Below are 17,915 nucleotides of genomic sequence, written 5' to 3'. Positions count from 1 at the left end.
CATTTTTCTTGCTCCATGTGTGTCTGGCAATTTGGCCGGACGGTTATTTTCAGAAGTTAGCCTCTGAATTGCTTCTCTTGCTCCGGGCGCACGGCCCGGAGGCGATGTGGTGTCACAGGCTTCCCACTACTTGCTGCTCTGCCCCTTTTTTGCCCAAACCCGAACCTCGACTGCCTTGGATGCCGGCACGTCGATCCAGTGCAACACACACCACCCGTGGTTGCCTTTTGGCTCTGTTGGCGCGACTGTGTAGGAGGTTTCTTACGCCAAAATTGCAGACTTCGAGCCATCACGTCAATAGCAGGGTAAGCCCCTAATAAATAACTGACTGTCCGAGGCGAAGCTTTCAAAAGTGACGCATTTGACCGAGAAATGCTTGTACGGAAATGGGCTGGCAAGGCTGAGTGTTGCGGCAGCATCCGGCCAAAATTCGCGCCTGCGCCACACTCTCGCGCCGTTCGGGCACCCGGACCACGGTCACCGAACAATCGCCTCGGCCACCACCTGCGTTGAAAAAGATCCCAAGTGGCAGCGCGCTGTCGAATGGGCGCCTGCGCCTAACACGATATGGCTGACGTGGTTCGCCGTGGCATAGCCAATGATCACCGGCCCCGGCTCAGGCTCCTCCAGCACGGCACAGGTCAACCGGTCCTCCGGCAGATCGATTCCCGCGGCCCAGGCCCTCAGCGCCACACGCCGCACCACATGCAGGTTATTGTTCGCCTCGTCCGTGGCCTGATCGATCCCGAGCCGGGCGGTCTTCAAGATGTTGACACAAGCAATACGCGCATCCGGCTGGGCCATCACCATGCGCTGGAGCGACCCGCAAAGGATTGCAGCCAGCCGCTCGCTTGCAGGGGAAAGATCCACCGCCACGCAAATGATCGGCACCGAAGCAAGATGTAACGCCACCGAAACTGGCGTCGCGAACCGCCGTATCTTGCGCATCACGCGCCATCGGTGGAAAACAGCCGGCGCGACCTGGAGCCGCTGATCCTGGACCGGCATCCTGACCTGGCCGAGCGGCATGTGCTGCGTTGGCTGGGGGGGAAGGCGGAGTTTTTGAAGACCTGAGGGGGCGGGGGTGGGTACTGGATAAACGCATGCGTCAATGGCCATTCGCTGCCGTCAGTGCCGGCCACTGTCCCGCTACGGCTACCATCTCTCCATGAAAATCCTCATCCGCTTTTTTGCTTCCCTTCACGCCCTGATCGCCTTGCTGTTCGTCTGCGCTTCGCTGGTCTTGATCGCCATCGCGGCGAATTCCGGCTGGCACGCGCTGGCCAGCGGCCTGGATGTCGGCGCGGCACAGGGCATCATCGAGGCCATCGGCCTGATTGCCGTGGCGGTGGTGGCGCTGCAGATCGCCCAGACCATTGTCGAGGAAGAGGTCATCCGCGAGGCACAGGTCAGCGCCCCGACGCGGGTGCGGCGCTACCTGTCGCGTTTTCTCGTGGTCATCGTGATCGCGCTGGCGGTGGAAGGCCTGGTCGCCACCTTCAAGGCGCTGCATGACGACCTGTCGCAGCTGCCGTATGCGGCCAGCATCGTGATCTCGGTCGCGATTTTGCTGGCCGGCTGGGGCGCGTTCATCTGGTTCAATCGCGCTGCCGAGGAACTGGAGCCGGAAGCCATGAAGGAAGCCAAGAGCGAGGATAAAAAGCTTGAATAGTTGCCGCGGAAAGGCTTTGAATCGAAAGGCTTTGATGTTGGAAAAGACTGCCGTCCGCTTTTCATGCAAATGCCTCCGATTGAAAGCCGCACAATAGACCCATGACGCTGACCGAACTCAAATACATAGTTGCCGTGGCCCGCGAAAGGCACTTCGGCCGGGGCGCCGAGGCCTGCCATGTCTCGCAGCCCACGCTCAGCGTGGCGATCAAGAAGCTGGAAGAGGAACTCCAGGTCAAGCTGTTCGAGCGCAATGCCAACGAAATCACCGTCACGCCGCTGGGCGAGGAAATCGTTCGCCAGGCGCAAAGCGTGCTGGAACAGGCCGACAGCATCCGCGAAATCGCCCGGCGCGGCAAAGACCCGCTGGCCGGCAGCCTGCGCCTGGGCGTGATCTATACGATTGGGCCTTACCTGCTGCCCGACCTGGTGCGCCAGATCATCGAGAAAACGCCGCAGATGCCGCTGATGCTGCAGGAAAACTTCACCGTCAAGCTGCTCGAAGAACTGCGCACCGGCGAGATCGACTGCGCCATCCTGGCCGAGCCGTTTCCCGACACCAACCTGGCGATTGCGCCGCTGTATGACGAGCCTTTCATGGCCGCCGTGCCGAGTAGCCACCCGCTGGCCGCCCGCACCAGCGTGACGGCCGAGGAGCTGAAGAAGGAAACCCTGCTGCTGCTGGGGACCGGCCACTGCTTTCGCGACCATGTGCTGGAGGTCTGCCCCGAATTCGCGCGGTTTTCGAGCAGCGCCGAGGGCATCAACAAGAGTTTCGAGGGTTCGTCTCTGGAAACCATCAAGCACATGGTCGCCGCCGGCATGGGCATCACGCTGGTGCCGCGCCTGGGCGTGCCTAAGGCGGCGCTGGCGCTCAGCGGCCAGGACACGTCCCCGGAGCAGCCGTCCTACATCCGCTACCTGCCGTTCGAAGGCCATGTGCCGACGCGGCGCGTGGTGCTGGCCTGGCGCCGCAGTTTTACCCGCTATGAAGCGATTGCCGCGCTGCGCAATGCGATTTATGCCTGCGAACTGCCGGGCGTCATCCGGCTGTCCTGAAGGGACGCGCACCCTTCAGCGCCTATTGCCTGCATAGTTTTTGACTGTTGCAGCGTCGATGCTCATTGCGTATGGTTATCCATCTCCAATTCACTTTTAAAGGAAAACATTATGGCCAAATCTCCCGCTAAAACCATTGCCAGCGCAGCGGTTCGAGGCGCTCCGGCGATCAACATCGGCATCAGCGAAAAAGACCGTGCCGCGATTGCCCAGGGCCTGAGCCGGCTGCTGGCCGACACCTACACGCTGTACCTGACGACCCACAACTTCCACTGGAACGTGACCGGGCCGATGTTCAACACCCTGCATGTCATGTTCATGGCGCAGTACACCGAACTCTGGAACGCGGTGGACCCGGTGGCTGAACGCATCCGCGCACTCGGCCATCCGGCGCCCGGCTCTTACGCGCAATTCAGCAAGCTGGCGACGGTGCCCGATGCGCCGGTCACGCCGCCCAAGGCGATGGAAATGGTGCGCATCCTGGTGCAGGGCCACGAAGCCGTCGCCCGCACCGCGCGCGAACTGTTCCCCATGGCCGACAAGGCCAGCGACGAGCCGACCGCCGACCTGCTGACGCAGCGCATGACGGTGCATGAGCAAACCGCGTGGATGCTGCGCTCGTTGCTGGAGGAGTAAGTGAAAAATGAGAGCTGACGTGCCCCGCGCCAGGCCGCCCCAAACAAGCGTGGAAGCAACAGCAATCGTAGCAACTGCTTGCAAGCAGGGGCCGCGGAACCGGCTTCGCCGGGCCGCAGGCGCAGCAGCCCCCGCGGGGGGCAGCGCATTGCACGAAGTGAAAAGCGTGGGGGCTTTGTACCTGCAGTTGATCCGCTGGAACCGTCCGGCGGGCTGGCTGCTGCTGCTGTGGCCGACGCTGTCGGCGCTGTGGGTGGCGTCGCACGGTTTTCCGGGCTGGCATTTGACTATCGTCTTCACGCTGGGAACGTTCCTGATGCGCAGCGCGGGCTGCTGCGTCAACGACGTGGCCGACCGGGATTTTGACCGTCACGTCAAGCGCACGGCGCTGCGGCCGGTGACCAGCGGCGCGCTCTCTAGCAAGGAAGCGCTGGCGCTGGGCGCGGTGCTGGCGCTGCTGGCGTTCGGCCTGGTGCTGACGACCAATGCCGCCACCATCGCCTGGTCGTTCGCCGCGCTGGCCGTCACGCTGATTTACCCGTTTGCCAAGCGCTTTGTGGCCATGCCGCAGGCGGTGCTGGGCGTGGCCTTCAGCTTCGGCATTCCGATGGCGTTTGCTGCCGTGCAGTCGCGCGTTCCGCTGCTGGCCTGGGTGCTGGTGCTCGGGAACCTGTTTTGGGTGATTGCCTACGACACCGAATACGCCATGGTCGACCGCGACGACGACTTGAAGATCGGCATGAAAACCTCGGCCATCACGCTAGGCCGCTTCGATGTGGCCGGCGTCATGCTCAGTTACCTGATTTTTATAACAATATGGGCTTTTGCGCTTATGGGGCGGGCGCAGTCAGCTATTTTTATGATAGCTATTGGCCTAGCGTTGCTGCAGGCGCTGTGGCACGGCTGGCTGATCCGCAAGCGCGAGCGCGACGACTGCTTCAAGGCCTTTCGCCTGAACCACTGGCTCGGCTTCACGGTATTCGCCGGGGTTGCCCTGTCTTACGCGGTGCGCTAATTGCTATTTTATTGATAGCTGCTTGCGCCCGCGCTATATGCGCAAAAAGGCTATTTTTTGCTCAATATGCGCGCTCAGCTGGCACCGAATTCGTCGCCCATTTCGCTGGCGCGCTGGCGGGCGGCCTGCATCGCCTGGATGAACTGCGCCTTGATGCCGCTTTGCTCCATGGACGTCAGCGCCGCGTAGGTGGTTCCGCCTTTGGACGTGACGCGGGCGCGCAGCACCTCGGGCGGCTCGGTAGCCTCCTGGGCCAGCGCCGAGGCGCCGACAAAAGTGCCGACTGCCAATTTGTGCGCCTGTTCGCGGCTCAGTCCCATCTCGGTGCCGGCCTGGATCATGGCTTCGATGAAGTAAAAAACGTAGGCCGGGCCTGAGCCTGACAGGGCGGTTACGGCGTCGAGCTGCGCTTCCTGGTCCAGCCACAAATACGCGCCCATGGTCTGCACCACGCGTTCCACGGCCTGCCGGTCGGCAGCAGTGGCAGCGGGCCGGGCGAAGAGGGCGCTCATGCCCTGGCCGATCAGCGCTGGCGTGTTGGGCATGGCGCGCACCACGCGTTCGGTGCCCAGCCAGCCGGCGATGGTGTCGGAGCGGATGCCTGCGGCCACGCTCAGGTGCAGCGCGTGCCCGACATGGGCGCGGCTTTGTTCGGCGGCGTCCCGGAAGGTCTGCGGCTTGACGGCCCAGACGACCATTGCCGCACGGTTCAGCGACGCGCCGGGCGCTTCGCTGACCTCGACCTGGAACTGCTGCGCGAGCCGGGCGCGCTGCTCGGAAAACGGTTCGATCACCTGGATTTGCCCGGCCGGAAGGCCGCGCTTGAGCAGGCCGCCAATGATGGCGCTGGCCATGTTGCCGCCGCCGATGAAGGCGATGTGTTCGTGGCTGCTGTCGGGAGTCTGGAAAGTCATGGTGATGTGTTGGCTGTTGGGCCAGGAAGGGTATCGGAATGCGCGTCTGGGTCCTGAATTGTCCCCCACGGCCCTGGCGCAGGCGCAGGCTTCAAGTCTGCACCGTCTGCCGCACCGCATGCTCCCACTGCGCCATCAGGCCGGCGGCGCGTTCGGCACCCAGTGTTGGAATGAAAGTGCGTTCGGCACGCCACAAGCCGGACAGCTCCTCGACGCTGCGGTAAACGCCGCTGGACAGGCCCGCCAGCCAGGCCGCGCCCAGCGCCGTGGTTTCGGTCACGGCCGGGCGGATCACCGGAATGCCCAGCAGGTCGGCCTGGAACTGCATCAGCAGGTCGTTGATGCAGGCGCCGCCATCGACGCGCAACTCGGCGAGCGGCGCGGCGCCAGCGGCCACCGCATCGCGGCTCATGGCGAGCAGCAGCGCGGCGCTTTGGTAGGCGATGCTTTCGAGCGCCGCGCGCGCGATGTGCGCCACGGTCGTTCCGCGTGTCAGGCCGGTGATGGTGCCGCGCGCGTCGGGCTTCCAGTAGGGCGCGCCCAGACCGGTGAAGGCCGGCACCATCATCACGCCGCCCGAGTCGGGAACGCTTTGCGCCAGCGCCTCGACTTCGGCGCTGCCCCGGATGGCGTTGAGGCCGTCGCGCAGCCACTGCACCACCGCGCCGCCGACAAACACGCTGCCTTCAAGCGCGAATTCTGCTTGAGCAGTGGTCTGCGCGGCGCTGGTGGTCAGCAGGCCGTTCTTCGACGTCTGGAATTGCGTGCCGGTATGCATCAGCAAAAAGCAGCCGGTGCCGTAGGTGTTCTTGGCCAGTCCGGCCTTGAAGCAGGCCTGGCCGAACAGCGCGCTTTGCTGGTCGCCGGCGACGCCGCCGATCGGCACGGCGTGGCCCAGCAGTTCGGGCCGCACCTCGCCGTAATGCGCACTCGACGGCTTGACCTCCGGCATCAGCGACGCGGGAATGCCGAGCAGGCCCAGCAGTTCGGCGTCCCACTGGTTGGTCCGCACATTGAACAGCATGGTGCGCGACGCATTGCTGACATCGGTGGCATGCACGGCGCCGCCGGTCAGCTGCCAGACCAGCCAGCTGTCGATGGTGCCAAAGGCGAGTTCGCCGCGTTCGGCCTGCGCGCGCGCGCCAGGCACGTGGTCGAGCAGCCACTTGAGCTTGGTGCCGGAAAAATAGGCATCGATCAGCAGCCCGGTGCGGGACTGGATCAGCGCCTCAAAGCCTTGCTCGCGCAGCTGCGCGCAGGTCGCTTCGGCGCGCCGGTCCTGCCAGACGATGGCGTAATGCACCGGCTGGCCGGTGCGGCGGTTCCAGAGCACCGTGGTTTCGCGCTGGTTGGTGATGCCCAGCGCGCCGATGTCGCTCGCCTTCAGCTCCGCGCTGGCCAGCGCCTGCCGGGCCGTGGCCAGCTGGCCGCGCCAGATTTCCATCGGGTCGTGCTCGACCCAGCCGGGCCGGGGGAAGATTTGCGGCAGCTCCTGCTGCGCCTGCGCCACGATGCGGCCTTGTTCGTCAAACACGATGCTGCGCGAACTGGAGGTGCCCTGGTCGAGGGCGAGCAGATAGGTCATGGTGGGGTTGGTCAGAAATGGAGTGTTGCCGGGTGCAGTACAGGGTTCAGCCGTGGGCGATGTCGCAGCTGACGCCGGCTTTTTCCAGCAGCGCCGGAAAGGGCTCGGGCGGCGCCTGGTCGGTGAACAGCCAGTCGATTTGCGAAAGGGTCGCCAGCTCGACCATGGCGGGCCGGTTGAACTTGCTGCTGTCGGCCGCCAGCCAGACTTCCCTGGCCTGCGCGATGATGGTCTGCGCCACCCTGACCTCGCGGTAATCAAAATCGCGCAGCGAGCCGTCGGGCTCGATGCCTGAAATGCCGATCAGCGCGATGTCCACCTTGAACTGGCGGATGAAATCGAGCGCCGCCTCGCCCACGATGCCGCGGTCCCGGGGGCGCACGACGCCGCCGGCCACGATCACCTCGCAGTCGGTGTTGCCGCACAAAATGGCCGCCACATTGAGGTTGTTGGTGATCACGCGCAGCCGCTTGTGGTGCAGCAGCGCCCTGGCAATCGCCTCGGTGGTGGTGCCGATGTTGAGGATCAGCGAGCAGCCGTTGGGCACACGCCTGGCCACGGCGCGGGCGATGCGCGCCTTGCCTTCGGCGTTCAGGCTTTCGCGCTGCTGGTGTGCCAGGTTTTCAACGGTGGAGCCGGGAACCCGCACGCCGCCGTGAAAGCGCGTGAGCAAGCCGGTTTCTGCCAGCCGCTGGACATCGCGCCGCACCGTCTGCAGCGTGACGCCGAGCTGGTCGGCGAGCTGCTCGACGGACGCCGATCCGTGCGTGCGGACCATGTCGAGCAGCTTGATTTGCCGGGGATTGGCGTTCATGGGGCGGCGGGAAGGCCAGGAGGTTGGCGCATGGGCTGACTTTATAGCGAAGCAAAAGGAAAAGAATAAGGGAAAACAATTAGATAAAAACATTGTCAAAAGAACAGAATGGAAAATATTCGCGGGGCGAAAACGCTGCGCAAGGAGTGTTCTGTTTGTTCACTGTTCAACTTCCAGGAATGGCTGCACGCCCGCATTCAATGCGGCCGGCTGCCTTGCCGCACCGCCAAGCCGGAGCCGAATGATGCAGCTGGCGCTTGAGCACATTGGCAAGAAGGTCGGGCCCGAGCAGTGGCTCCATGGCATCAGCCTGGCGCCGCCTCCCGGTGAAGTCACCGTGCTGCTGGGCGCCACGCAGGCCGGCAAGACCAGCCTGATGCGCATCATGGCCGGGCTCGACGTGCCGACGCAGGGCCGGGTACTGGTCGATGGCGTGGACGTGACCGGGACCGCCGTTCGCGAGCGCAACGTCGCCATGGTGTATCAGCAGTTCATCAACTACCCGTCGCTGAAGGTGGCCGACAACATTGGCTCGCCGCTCAGGCTGCGCGGCGAAAAGGATATCGACGCCAAGGTGCGCAGCCTGGCGGCGCGGCTGCACATCGAGATGTTTCTGGACCGCTACCCGGCCGAGCTGTCGGGCGGCCAGCAGCAGCGCGTGGCGCTGGCGCGGGCGCTGGCCAAGGGCGCGCCACTGATGCTGCTCGACGAGCCGCTGGTGAACCTGGACTACAAGCTGCGCGAGGAATTGCGCGAAGAACTGACGCAGCTGTTCGCGGCCGGCGACTCGACCGTGGTCTACGCCACCACCGAGCCGGGCGAAGCCTTGCTGCTGGGCGGCCACACCGCCGTGCTGGACGCCGGCGAATTGCTGCAGTACGGGCCGACGGCGCAGGTGTTCCACCATCCCGTGTCGCTGCGCGTCGCCCGCGCGTTCAGCGACCCGCCGATGAACCTGGTCGCCGCGCTGCCGGCGGCCCATGGCGTGCAGCTGGTACAGGGGCCGGCGTTGGCTATGGAACTGCCTGCAGCGCCGGCCACACGCCTGGCCGCTTTGACCGCAGGCATTCGCGGCAGTTCTCTGCGCGTCACCGCACGGCCGGGCGATGCGGCGCTGCCTGGCAGGGTCGAGCTGGCCGAGATTTCCGGCTCCAGCACCTATGTCCACGTCGCGACGGCGGTCGGCGAACTGGTGGCCCAGCTGACAGGCGTGCACCACTTCGACCTGGGTGCGCCGCTCACGCTCTACCTGGCCCCGGCGCAGGTTTATCTGTTCGACGCAGCCGGCGCGCTGCTGGTCGCGCCGCTGCGGCAAGTCGGGCCAGCCGGACAGGTGCGACAAATACAACAGGAGGGCGCTGCGCATGGCGTGCATTGAACTCGACCTGGCCCATGCCTACCGGCCCCATCCGCGCGAGGACGCCGACTATGCGCTGCTGCCCCTGCAGATGACGTTTCGCGACGGCGGCGCCTACGCGCTGCTCGGGCCTTCGGGTTGCGGCAAGACGACGCTGCTCAACATCATTTCAGGGCTGGTCGCGCCTTCGCAGGGCAGCGTCCGGTTCGACGGCGTTGACATGACCCGCGCCACGCCGCAGCAGCGCAACATCGCGCAGGTGTTCCAGTTTCCGGTGATCTACGACACCATGACTGTGGCGCAAAACCTGGCCTTTCCGCTGCGCAACCGCAAGGTTCCCGAGGATCAGATCAAGAAGCGCGTCGGCGAGATTGCCGAGATGCTCGACATGAGCGGCCAGCTCAACCAGCGCGCCGCCGGCTTGGCGGCCGACGCCAAGCAAAAGATATCGCTGGGCCGGGGGCTGGTCCGCTCCGACGTGTCGGCGGTGCTGTTCGACGAACCGCTGACGGTGATCGACCCGCTGCTGAAATGGCAGCTGCGGCGCAAGCTCAAGCAGATTCACCATGAACTCAAGCTCACCCTGATCTACGTCACGCACGACCAGGTCGAGGCGCTGACCTTCGCCGAGGAAGTCGTGGTGATGACGCGTGGCCGCGCGGTGCAGACAGGCTCGGCCGATGCGCTGTTCGAGCGTCCGCGCCACACCTTCGTCGGCCATTTCATCGGCTCGCCCGGCATGAATTTTCTACCGGCCATTCTGGCCAATGGCGTGCTGCGTGTGGCCGGGCATGCCCTGGCACTGCCTTCGGGCCGATTGCTGCCTGAAGGCGATCTCAAGCTGGGCGTTCGGCCTGAATATGTGGCGCAAAGCACAGAGGGCGACCCGGCCGCATTGCCCTTCACTGTGACGATGGTGCAGGACATCGGCACCCACTTCATGCTGACCGCCACCGTGGACGCCAACACCGTCAAGGTGCGGCTCCCGCCCGAGGCCAGCGTGCCCGTGGCCGGGCAGAACGTCTGGCTGCGCGTCATCGGGCCGCACACCTGTTTTTACCGCCATGAAGAACTGGTGGACGCATGAGCACCACCACCAAACCCGTCAACCAGAAGGCCTGGCTGCTGGTCCTGCCGGTCATCGTCTGCGTCGCGTTTTCGGCCATCTTGCCGCTGATGACGGTGGTCAATTATTCGGTGCAGGACATCATCTCGCCCGAGCGGCGGGTGTTTGTCGGCACCGAATGGTTCGCCGCCGTGATGCGCGACGAAGACCTGCATGCCGCGCTGTGGCGGCAGCTGACGTTTTCGCTGGCCGTGCTGGCGGTCGAGGTGCCGCTGGGGATTGCGCTGGCGCTGTCGATGCCCGCGCAGGGCTGGCGGGCGTCGCTGGTGCTGGTGCTCGTCGCCCTGTCGCTCTTGATTCCCTGGAACGTGGTCGGCACCATCTGGCAGATTTATGGCCGCACCGACATCGGCCTGCTGGGCGTGATGCTGCAAAAGATGGGTTTCGACTACAGCTACACCGGCAACGCCGCGCATGCCTGGGCGACGGTGCTGTTGATGGATGTCTGGCACTGGACGCCGCTGGTGGCGCTGCTGTGCTACGCCGGGCTGCGCTCGATTCCCGATGCCTACTACCAGGCCGCGCAGATCGACGGCGCGAGCAAGCTGGCCGTGCTGCGCTACATCCAGCTGCCCAAGATGCGCGGGGTCCTGATGATCGCCGTGCTGCTGCGCTTCATGGACAGCTTCATGATCTACACCGAGCCCTTTGTGCTGACCGGCGGCGGGCCGGGCAATGCCACGACGTTTTTGTCGCAGTACCTGACGCAAAAAGCGGTGGGCCAGTTCGACCTGGGGCCTGCGGCGGCGTTTTCGCTGATCTATTTCCTGATCATCTTGCTGCTGTGCTTCATCTTGTACAACTGGATGCAGCGCGTTGGCACCCAGGAGAAAGAGGGCGGTCATGAATAGGCCGAAATTCCAGGCGCGGACCTTGTTCCTCATAGCCTACATCGTGTTCGCGTTGCTGCCCATCTACTGGATGGTCAACATGAGCTTTAAGACAAACAGCGAAATCCTGTCGAGCTTTTCGTTTTTCCCGCAGCATTTCACCTGGGACAACTACAAAACGATCTTCACCGATCCGTCCTGGTATTCGGGCTACATCAACAGCCTGATCTATGTGGCGATCAACACGGTGATCTCGGTGTCGGTGGCGCTGCCGGCCGCCTATGCATTCTCGCGCTACAGCTTCATAGGCGACAAGCATGTGTTTTTCTGGCTGCTGACCAACCGCATGACGCCGCCCGCCGTCTTTTTGCTGCCTTTTTTTCAGCTCTACACCACGGTCGGCCTGATGGACACGCACATTGCCGTGGCGCTGGCGCACCTGCTGTTCAATGTGCCGCTGGCCGTGTGGATTCTGGAAGGCTTCATGAGCGGCATTCCGCGCGAGATCGACGAGACCGCGTATATCGACGGCTACTCGTTTCCGCGCTTTTTTGTGCGGATATTTTTACCGCTGATCAAGGCCGGCGTAGGCGTGGCGGCGTTTTTCTGTTTCATGTTCAGCTGGGTCGAACTGCTGCTGGCGCGCACGCTGACCAGCGTCAATGCCAAGCCCATCGTCGCCACCATGACGCGAACCGTGTCGGCGTCGGGCATGGACTGGGCGACGCTGGCCGCTGCCGGGGTGCTGACCATCGTGCCCGGGGCCATCGTGATCTGGTTTGTCCGCAACTACATCGCCAAGGGTTTCGCGATGGGCCGGGTCTGAAAGGAAAACACCATGTTCGAGTGGATGGCCTGGACCACGCCGGTGGCGGTATTTTTCAGCTGCATCGTGCTGATGCTCGTTGGCATGACGGTCTGGGAACTGAAGTCGCCCACCCGTTTGCGGCGCGGCTTTTTGCCACTAGCCACCACGCGCGGCGACCGGCTGTTCATCGGCCTGCTGAGCGCGGCTTATCTGAACCTGGCGTTTGTCGGCATCAGCGGCAAGCTGGCCGAATGGCTGGGGCTGGAAGGCGACCCGTCCATCTGGATCAGCTTCGTGCTGTCGATGGCCTTGCTGGCCGTGATCATGCGCAAGGGTTAAACGAAAACTGTTTTTTTTTAAAAGAGCAAACCGGCTCATCCTTCCCGGAGCCGAAAAGCCTTCATTCACGGGGAGCGAACCAATGAGGAGACAAGTCATGAAGATGCGTTACACGGCTTTGGCACTGGCAGTTGCGGGCTTGATGGCAGGCCCTGGCAGGGCGGACGAGGCGGCCGCCAAGAAATGGATTGACAGCGAGTTCCAGCCCTCGACCCTGACCAAAGACAAGCAGCAGGCCGAGATGAAGTGGTTCATCGACGCGGCCAAGAAGCTGCAGGCCAAGGGCGTCAAGGAAATCTCGGTGGTTTCCGAAACCATCACGACCCACGAATACGAATCCAAAACCCTGGCCAGGGCTTTCGAGGAAATCACCGGCATCAAGGTCAAGCACGACCTGATCCAGGAGGGCGACGTGGTGGAAAAACTGCAGACCTCGATGCAGTCGGGCAAATCGATCTACGACGGCTGGATTTCAGACTCTGACCTGATCGGCACGCATTACCGCTACGGCAAGATCATGTCGCTCACCGAGTACATGAAAGGGGCGGGCAAGGAGTTCACCAACCCCGACCTGGACCTGAAGGACTTCATCGGCACCAGCTTCACCACCGCGCCCGACGGCCAGCTCTACCAGTTGCCCGACCAGCAGTTCGCCAACCTGTACTGGTTTCGCGCCGACCTGTTCGCGCGCAAGGATTTGCAGGACAAGTTCAAGGCCAAATTCGGCTACGACCTCGGCGTGCCGCTGAACTGGAGCGCCTACGAGGACATCGCCGAATTCTTCACCAACGACGTCAAGACCATCGACGGCAAGCCGATCTACGGCCACATGGACTACGGCAAGAAAGACCCGTCGCTGGGCTGGCGCTTCACCGACGCCTGGCTGTCGATGGCGGGAACCGCCGACAAGGGCATTCCCAACGGCATGCCGGTCGATGAGTGGGGCATCAAGGTGGCGGCCGACAAATGCACGCCCGTGGGCGCGTCGGTGGCGCGCGGCGGCGCGACCAACTCGCCGGCCGCCGTCTATGCGCTGACCAAGTACATCGACTGGATGAAAAAATATGCGCCCAAGGAAGCCATGGGCATGACCTTTGGCGAATCCGGCCCCGTGCCGGCGCAGGGCCAGATCGCGCAGCAGATCTTCTGGTACACCGCCTTCACGGCCGACATGACCAAGCCCGGTCTGCCGGTGGTCAATGCCGACGGATCGCCCAAGTGGCGCATGGCCCCCGGGCCGAACGGGCCGTACTGGAAGCAGGGCATGCAAAACGGCTACCAGGACGTCGGCTCCTGGACCTTCTTCAAGAATCACGACCCCAACAAGGTAGCCGCGGCCTGGCTGTATGCGCAGTTCGTCACCGCGAAGACGACATCGCTCAAAAAGTCAATTAACGGGCTGACGTTCATCCGCGACAGCGACATTCGTTCGGACTATTTCACGAAAAACGCCAACAAGTACGGCGGCCTGGTCGAGTTCTACCGCAGCCCGGCGCGCGTTGCCTGGACGCCGACCGGCACCAACGTTCCCGACTATCCCAAGCTGGCGCAGCTGTGGTGGAAGAATGTCGCCGAAGCCGTCACCGGCGAAAAGACGCCGCAAAAGGCCATGGACAATCTCGCCGAAGAAATGGACAACGTGATGGGCCGCCTGGAGCGCGCAGGCATGGCCCATTGCGCGCCCAAGCTCGCGGCCAAGGGCGACCCGGCCAAGATGCTGAGCAACGACCATGCGCCGTGGGCCAAGCTGGCCAACGAGAAGCCCAAAGGCGAAACCATCAACTACGACAAGATGTTGCAAGCCTGGAAAGACGGCAAGGTTCGCTAAGCTGCCCCGTGGCCGCATGAGGTGTTTCCTTCATGCGGCCCGTTTTTTTTCGCCAAGCCTGACTGCTTCAGGCGCCGCAGCAGCTCCTGGGTAGCGCCAGCGCGCAACCGTTTTAACCAGAAAACAGGTTTTCAACATTAAATATGCCTTTTGCGCAGTTACAGTATGCGCAAGCAGCTATAAATTAAGTAGCAATAACTAGCAGGTGCCTTCACTGCTGTGAAGGAAGGTGCGTGTGATTTCGCCCTGTTCATTTCGGCGCGCGCCAACGCGCAAGACAGCCCGTGTGCAAGGTTCAAGCAAATCAGGACAACAGGTTTTATGGAAACGGGAATTGAAGTTCATGATGTTTGAGCCGGTGTTACCTGCCCCCACGCGGCGCAAGGACCTGCTGAGCCGGCTGGCCGAACCGCGTCATTACGATGTCGCCGTGATTGGCGGCGGCGCCACTGGTCTGGGCGTGGCGCTGGATGCGGCGGCACGCGGATTTTCGGTCGTGCTGGTCGAGTCGCACGACTTTGCCAAGGGCACCTCGTCGCGCGCCACCAAGCTGGTGCACGGCGGCGTGCGCTATCTGGCGCAGGGCAATATCTCGCTGGTGCGCGAAGCCCTGCATGAGCGCTCGACGCTGCTGGCCATTGCGCCGCACTTGGCGCAGCCGCTGCCTTTTGTCATGCCGTCCTACAAATTCTGGGAGTCGCCTTTCTATGGCGTCGGGCTCAAGCTGTACGACGCCCTGGCGGGCAAGGACGGGCTGGGCGATACCGAATTCCTGAACCGCGCCGACACCCTGGCGCGCCTGCCCACGCTGCAGCCGAAAGGCCTCAAGGGCGGCGTCAAGTACTGGGACGGCCAGTTCGACGATGCGCGGCTGGCGCTGGCGCTGGCGCGCACGGCCGCCCGGCACGGCGCGCTGCTGGTCAATTACTGCGCCGCCACCCGGCTGATCCATGAAGACGGCAAGGTCACCGGCCTGTGGGTGAAGGACCGGGAAACGGGCCACACCCATGAGTTGCATGCCAGTTGCGTGGTCAATGCCACCGGGGTCTGGGTGGACCGCCTGCGTTTGCAGGATGGCCAGGCGACGGGCCGCGACGCCAAGCCGATGGTCGCCCCCAGCCAGGGCGTACACATCGTGGTGGACCGCGAGTTCCTGCCGACCGACCACGCCCTGCTGATCCCCAAGACAGCCGATGGCCGGGTGCTGTTTGCCGTGCCCTGGCTGGGCAAGACCATCCTGGGCACCACCGACACGCCGCGCCGCGACCTGGCGCGCGAACCGCTGGCGTTTCGGGAGGAGGTCGACTTCATCCTGCGCGAGTCGGCCCGCTACTTGAGCCGCGCCCCTGGTCTGGCCGATATCAAGAGCCTCTGGGTCGGTCTGCGGCCGCTGGTCAAGCCGGCCGATGACGATGCCGAGCGCACCAAGTCCCTGTCACGCGAGCACACCGTGCTGGTCAGCAAGAGCGGCCTGGTCACGGTGACCGGCGGCAAATGGACGACCTACCGCGCCATGGCCGGCGACGTGCTCGAAAAATGCTTTGCCGCCGGACTGCTGCCGGCGCGCACCGGGCTGGCGACCGACCATCTCCAGCTGGTCGGGGCGCAAGGCTCCAGCGTGCCGATCAGCAGCCCACCCGGGCTGCACCTGTACGGCAGCGAGGCGGGCGCGGTCCAGGCCATGCGCGGCGCAGACCAGGAACTGGGCGGCGGCCTGAGTGAAGCCATGGTGCGCTTTGCCGCGCGCTACGAATATGCACGGACCGTGGAAGATGTGCTGGCACGGCGCTCGCGCCTGCTGTTTCTGGATGCGGCACTGGCGCGCACCCTGGCGCCGGCCGTGGCCGCGCTGCTCCAGCAGGAGAACGGCATCGACGCGCAACTGCCCTCGTTTTTGACGCTGTGCGACCAATACCTGACGGTGCCGACCCCGGTTTGAGGGCGTCCGCGTTGGTTGAATGCCACAGCCTGCCCTGCAAGCTGCGCGGCATTGCTTTGTCCGGACACTATGTTTTTGATAGCTACTTGTGCAGTTTGGTAGTGCGCAAACGGCTAATTTGATCCTGAATTTCTTTGTCTGACCCGATTCTGGCCCGATGGTTCTGCCGCGCGCAAGAATGACGGAGGATTTCAACCGGGCATCAAATACCGTCCGACAGGATTATTTTTACAAACATTGTTGACACTGGCTTTTACTTTCGTGATAATCGTGGGCTTCGCTCTAAAAGGCGAGGAACTTCTGCCCAGCGGAAGCATTGCAAGTGGTTTGCAGTGTGGACGACGGGCCCAAGACTGATTGGCAGGTGGTTTGCATACAGCAATCTGCCAATGCCGGTGCAAGTTGGGAACCAATTTAAATGATTCAAACGCAATCCAAACTCGATGTTGCTGACAACACGGGTGCCAAGTCCGTGATGTGCATCAAGGTGCTGGGCGGATCCAAGCGCCGGTACGCCAGCGTTGGTGACGTCATCAAGGTGAGCATCAAAGAAGCCGCTCCACGTGGCCGCGTCAAAAAAGGCGAGGTTTACAGTGCTGTGGTCGTTCGCACCGCCAAGGGCATCCGCCGCGGTGATGGCTCGCTCGTCAAATTCGACGGCAATGCAGCAGTGCTGCTCAATGCCAAGCTGGAGCCTATCGGCACCCGTATCTTTGGACCAGTGACGCGCGAGCTGCGCACTGAAAAGTTCATGAAGATCGTGTCGCTGGCTCCTGAAGTTCTGTAAGGACCCGAGGCAATGAACAAAATTCGCAAAGGCGACGAGATCATCGTGATCACCGGTCGCGACAAAGGCAAGCGCGGGACGATTACGCAGCGCGTCGATGACAGCTATGTGCTGGTGGACGGGATCAACCTGGTGAAAAAACACACCAAGCCCAATCCGCTCAAGGGCACCACAGGTGGCATTGTTGAAAAAAGCATGCCGATTCACCAGTCCAACGTCGCCATTTTCAATGCGGCTTCGGGCAAGGCGGATCGTGTTGGTATCAAGTTGTTGGCTGACGGCAAGAAAACGCGCGTCTTCAAGTCCAGCGGCGAAGAAATTAAGGCTGCATAAACATGGCACGCTTGCAAGATCAATACCGCGAGAAAATCGCGCCAGCCCTGATTGAAAAATTCGGCTACACGACACCCATGCAGGTGCCGCGCATCACCAAGATCACGCTCAACATGGGTGTGAGCGAGGCGGTCGCCGACAAGAAGGTCATGGACAACGCTGTGGCCGACATGGCCAAGATTGCTGGCCAAAAGCCCGTGGTCACCAAGGCCAAGAAGGCTATCGCCGGATTCAAGATCCGCGAAGACCTGCCGATTGGCTGCATGGTCACGCTGCGCGGCGTGCAGATGTATGAATTTCTCGACCGTTTCGTGACCGTGGCTTTACCCCGCGTCCGTGACTTTCGCGGTATTTCTGGTCGTGCCTTTGATGGCCGCGGCAACTACAACATCGGCGTGAAAGAGCAGATCATTTTCCCTGAAATCGAGTACGACAAGGTTGATGCCTTGCGCGGTCTCAATATCAGCATTACCACAACGGCCAAGACCGATGAAGAGTGCAAAGCCCTCCTCACCGCCTTCCGTTTTCCGTTCAAGAACTGAAGGCGCAAGATGGCAAAACAAGCCCTACTGCAACGTGAACTGAAGCGCGACAAGCTCGTCGCCAAGTTCGCCAAGAAGCACGCTGAATTCAAGGCAATCGCCAATGACTTCAAGCGCACCGACGACGAGCGCGCCCTGGCTCGTCAAGAGCTGCAAAAGTTGCCCCGCAACGCGAACCCGACGCGCCAGCGCAACCGCTGCGCGATCACCGGTCGTCCGCGTGGCACGTTCCGTCAATTCGGCCTGGCTCGCGCCAAGATCCGCGAGTTGGCTTTTGCTGGTGATATCCCTGGTATCACCAAGGCAAGCTGGTAAGCAATAGGAGAACCCCA

The 17,915-nt window shown here is 62.9% G+C and carries 20 protein-coding genes; 16 read left to right on the top strand and 4 right to left on the bottom strand.

The features are described 5' to 3' along the window. Positions 1–477: 477 nt before the first annotated feature. On the bottom strand, positions 478–1,029 hold the full coding sequence (locus ACP7AD_RS07440; RefSeq protein WP_426147896.1) for a universal stress protein: 552 nt from the start codon (positions 1,027–1,029) through the stop codon (positions 478–480). Between the two features lie 139 nt (positions 1,030–1,168). On the opposite strand from ACP7AD_RS07440, the gene ACP7AD_RS07435 reads away from it, so the two are divergent. From ACP7AD_RS07435 to ubiA, 4 genes are all read left to right on the top strand, one after another. After that, entirely contained in the window at positions 1,169–1,672 is a 504-nt protein-coding gene (locus ACP7AD_RS07435) for a hypothetical protein (protein ID WP_426147895.1), read from the top strand. Positions 1,673–1,773: 101 nt separating this feature from the next. Then, a complete protein-coding gene (locus ACP7AD_RS07430) occupies positions 1,774–2,730 on the top strand; it encodes a LysR substrate-binding domain-containing protein (protein WP_426147894.1) in 957 nt (318 codons plus the stop codon). A gap of 111 nt (positions 2,731–2,841) precedes the next feature. Next, complete coding sequence (locus ACP7AD_RS07425; protein ID WP_426147893.1) at positions 2,842–3,366, top strand: Dps family protein; 525 nt, start codon at positions 2,842–2,844, stop codon at positions 3,364–3,366. A gap of 157 nt (positions 3,367–3,523) precedes the next feature. Beyond that, positions 3,524–4,381 (top strand): 4-hydroxybenzoate octaprenyltransferase, encoded by an 858-nt coding sequence (gene ubiA, locus ACP7AD_RS07420; protein WP_426147906.1) that lies wholly within the window; start codon positions 3,524–3,526, stop codon positions 4,379–4,381. Between the two features lie 74 nt (positions 4,382–4,455). Here the strand turns inward: ubiA and proC are convergent, their stop codons facing one another. The 3 genes from proC to ACP7AD_RS07405 form a co-directional block, all read right to left on the bottom strand. After that, positions 4,456–5,295: a pyrroline-5-carboxylate reductase gene (proC, locus tag ACP7AD_RS07415; RefSeq protein ID WP_426147892.1), complete on the bottom strand. Its 840-nt coding sequence runs from the start codon at positions 5,293–5,295 to the stop codon at positions 4,456–4,458. 91 nt (positions 5,296–5,386) lie between these two features. Further along, the gene (gene glpK, locus ACP7AD_RS07410; RefSeq protein WP_426147891.1) at positions 5,387–6,880 is read right to left on the bottom strand and encodes a glycerol kinase GlpK; all 1,494 of its coding nucleotides are present in this window, start codon (positions 6,878–6,880) and stop codon (positions 5,387–5,389) included. A gap of 46 nt (positions 6,881–6,926) precedes the next feature. Next, the gene (locus ACP7AD_RS07405) at positions 6,927–7,694 is read right to left on the bottom strand and encodes a DeoR/GlpR family DNA-binding transcription regulator (protein WP_426147890.1); all 768 of its coding nucleotides are present in this window, start codon (positions 7,692–7,694) and stop codon (positions 6,927–6,929) included. A gap of 108 nt (positions 7,695–7,802) precedes the next feature. Between ACP7AD_RS07405 and ACP7AD_RS07400 the strand changes: the two genes are divergently transcribed. From ACP7AD_RS07400 to rpsN, 12 genes are all read left to right on the top strand, one after another. Then, complete coding sequence (locus ACP7AD_RS07400; protein WP_426147889.1) at positions 7,803–7,955, top strand: hypothetical protein; 153 nt, start codon at positions 7,803–7,805, stop codon at positions 7,953–7,955. Further along, positions 7,939–9,072 carry an ABC transporter ATP-binding protein gene (locus tag ACP7AD_RS07395; RefSeq protein WP_426147888.1) on the top strand — a complete coding sequence of 378 codons (1,134 nt, stop codon included), beginning with the start codon at positions 7,939–7,941 and terminating at the stop codon, positions 9,070–9,072. Before ACP7AD_RS07400 ends, ACP7AD_RS07395 begins: the two co-directional genes overlap by 17 nt. Next, complete coding sequence (locus tag ACP7AD_RS07390; protein WP_029526406.1) at positions 9,059–10,138, top strand: ABC transporter ATP-binding protein; 1,080 nt, start codon at positions 9,059–9,061, stop codon at positions 10,136–10,138. Before ACP7AD_RS07395 ends, ACP7AD_RS07390 begins: the two co-directional genes overlap by 14 nt. Next, a complete protein-coding gene (locus ACP7AD_RS07385) occupies positions 10,135–11,028 on the top strand; it encodes a carbohydrate ABC transporter permease (RefSeq protein ID WP_426147887.1) in 894 nt (297 codons plus the stop codon). Before ACP7AD_RS07390 ends, ACP7AD_RS07385 begins: the two co-directional genes overlap by 4 nt. After that, complete coding sequence (locus ACP7AD_RS07380; RefSeq protein WP_426147886.1) at positions 11,021–11,833, top strand: carbohydrate ABC transporter permease; 813 nt, start codon at positions 11,021–11,023, stop codon at positions 11,831–11,833. Before ACP7AD_RS07385 ends, ACP7AD_RS07380 begins: the two co-directional genes overlap by 8 nt. 12 nt (positions 11,834–11,845) lie before the next feature. Further along, the gene (locus tag ACP7AD_RS07375; protein ID WP_426147885.1) at positions 11,846–12,154 is read left to right on the top strand and encodes a DUF2160 domain-containing protein; all 309 of its coding nucleotides are present in this window, start codon (positions 11,846–11,848) and stop codon (positions 12,152–12,154) included. 97 nt (positions 12,155–12,251) lie between these two features. Then, on the top strand, positions 12,252–13,982 hold the full coding sequence (locus tag ACP7AD_RS07370; RefSeq protein WP_426147884.1) for an ABC transporter substrate-binding protein: 1,731 nt from the start codon (positions 12,252–12,254) through the stop codon (positions 13,980–13,982). A gap of 346 nt (positions 13,983–14,328) precedes the next feature. Next, positions 14,329–15,921, top strand: a complete 1,593-nt coding sequence (locus tag ACP7AD_RS07365; protein ID WP_426147905.1) for an FAD-dependent oxidoreductase — start codon at positions 14,329–14,331, stop codon at positions 15,919–15,921. 418 nt (positions 15,922–16,339) lie between these two features. Next, positions 16,340–16,708, top strand: coding sequence for a 50S ribosomal protein L14 (rplN, locus tag ACP7AD_RS07360; protein WP_007869247.1), 369 nt, complete (start codon positions 16,340–16,342; stop codon positions 16,706–16,708). A 12-nt stretch (positions 16,709–16,720) separates the two neighbouring features. Continuing rightward, positions 16,721–17,041, top strand: a complete 321-nt coding sequence (gene rplX / locus ACP7AD_RS07355; RefSeq protein ID WP_029526398.1) for a 50S ribosomal protein L24 — start codon at positions 16,721–16,723, stop codon at positions 17,039–17,041. 2 nt (positions 17,042–17,043) lie between these two features. Next, a complete protein-coding gene (gene rplE / locus ACP7AD_RS07350) occupies positions 17,044–17,583 on the top strand; it encodes a 50S ribosomal protein L5 (protein ID WP_011799761.1) in 540 nt (179 codons plus the stop codon). Positions 17,584–17,592: 9 nt separating this feature from the next. Further along, the gene (gene rpsN, locus ACP7AD_RS07345; protein ID WP_029526396.1) at positions 17,593–17,898 is read left to right on the top strand and encodes a 30S ribosomal protein S14; all 306 of its coding nucleotides are present in this window, start codon (positions 17,593–17,595) and stop codon (positions 17,896–17,898) included. The last annotated feature ends 17 nt before the right edge of the window (positions 17,899–17,915 follow it).

It is taken from the genome of Polaromonas sp. DSP2-3-2b2, from assembly GCF_049895905.1.
GTDB lineage: Bacteria > Pseudomonadota > Gammaproteobacteria > Burkholderiales > Burkholderiaceae_C > Polaromonas.
The sequence above is the reverse complement of the archived record's forward strand: the minus strand, read 5'-3'. Positions and strand labels throughout refer to the sequence as shown.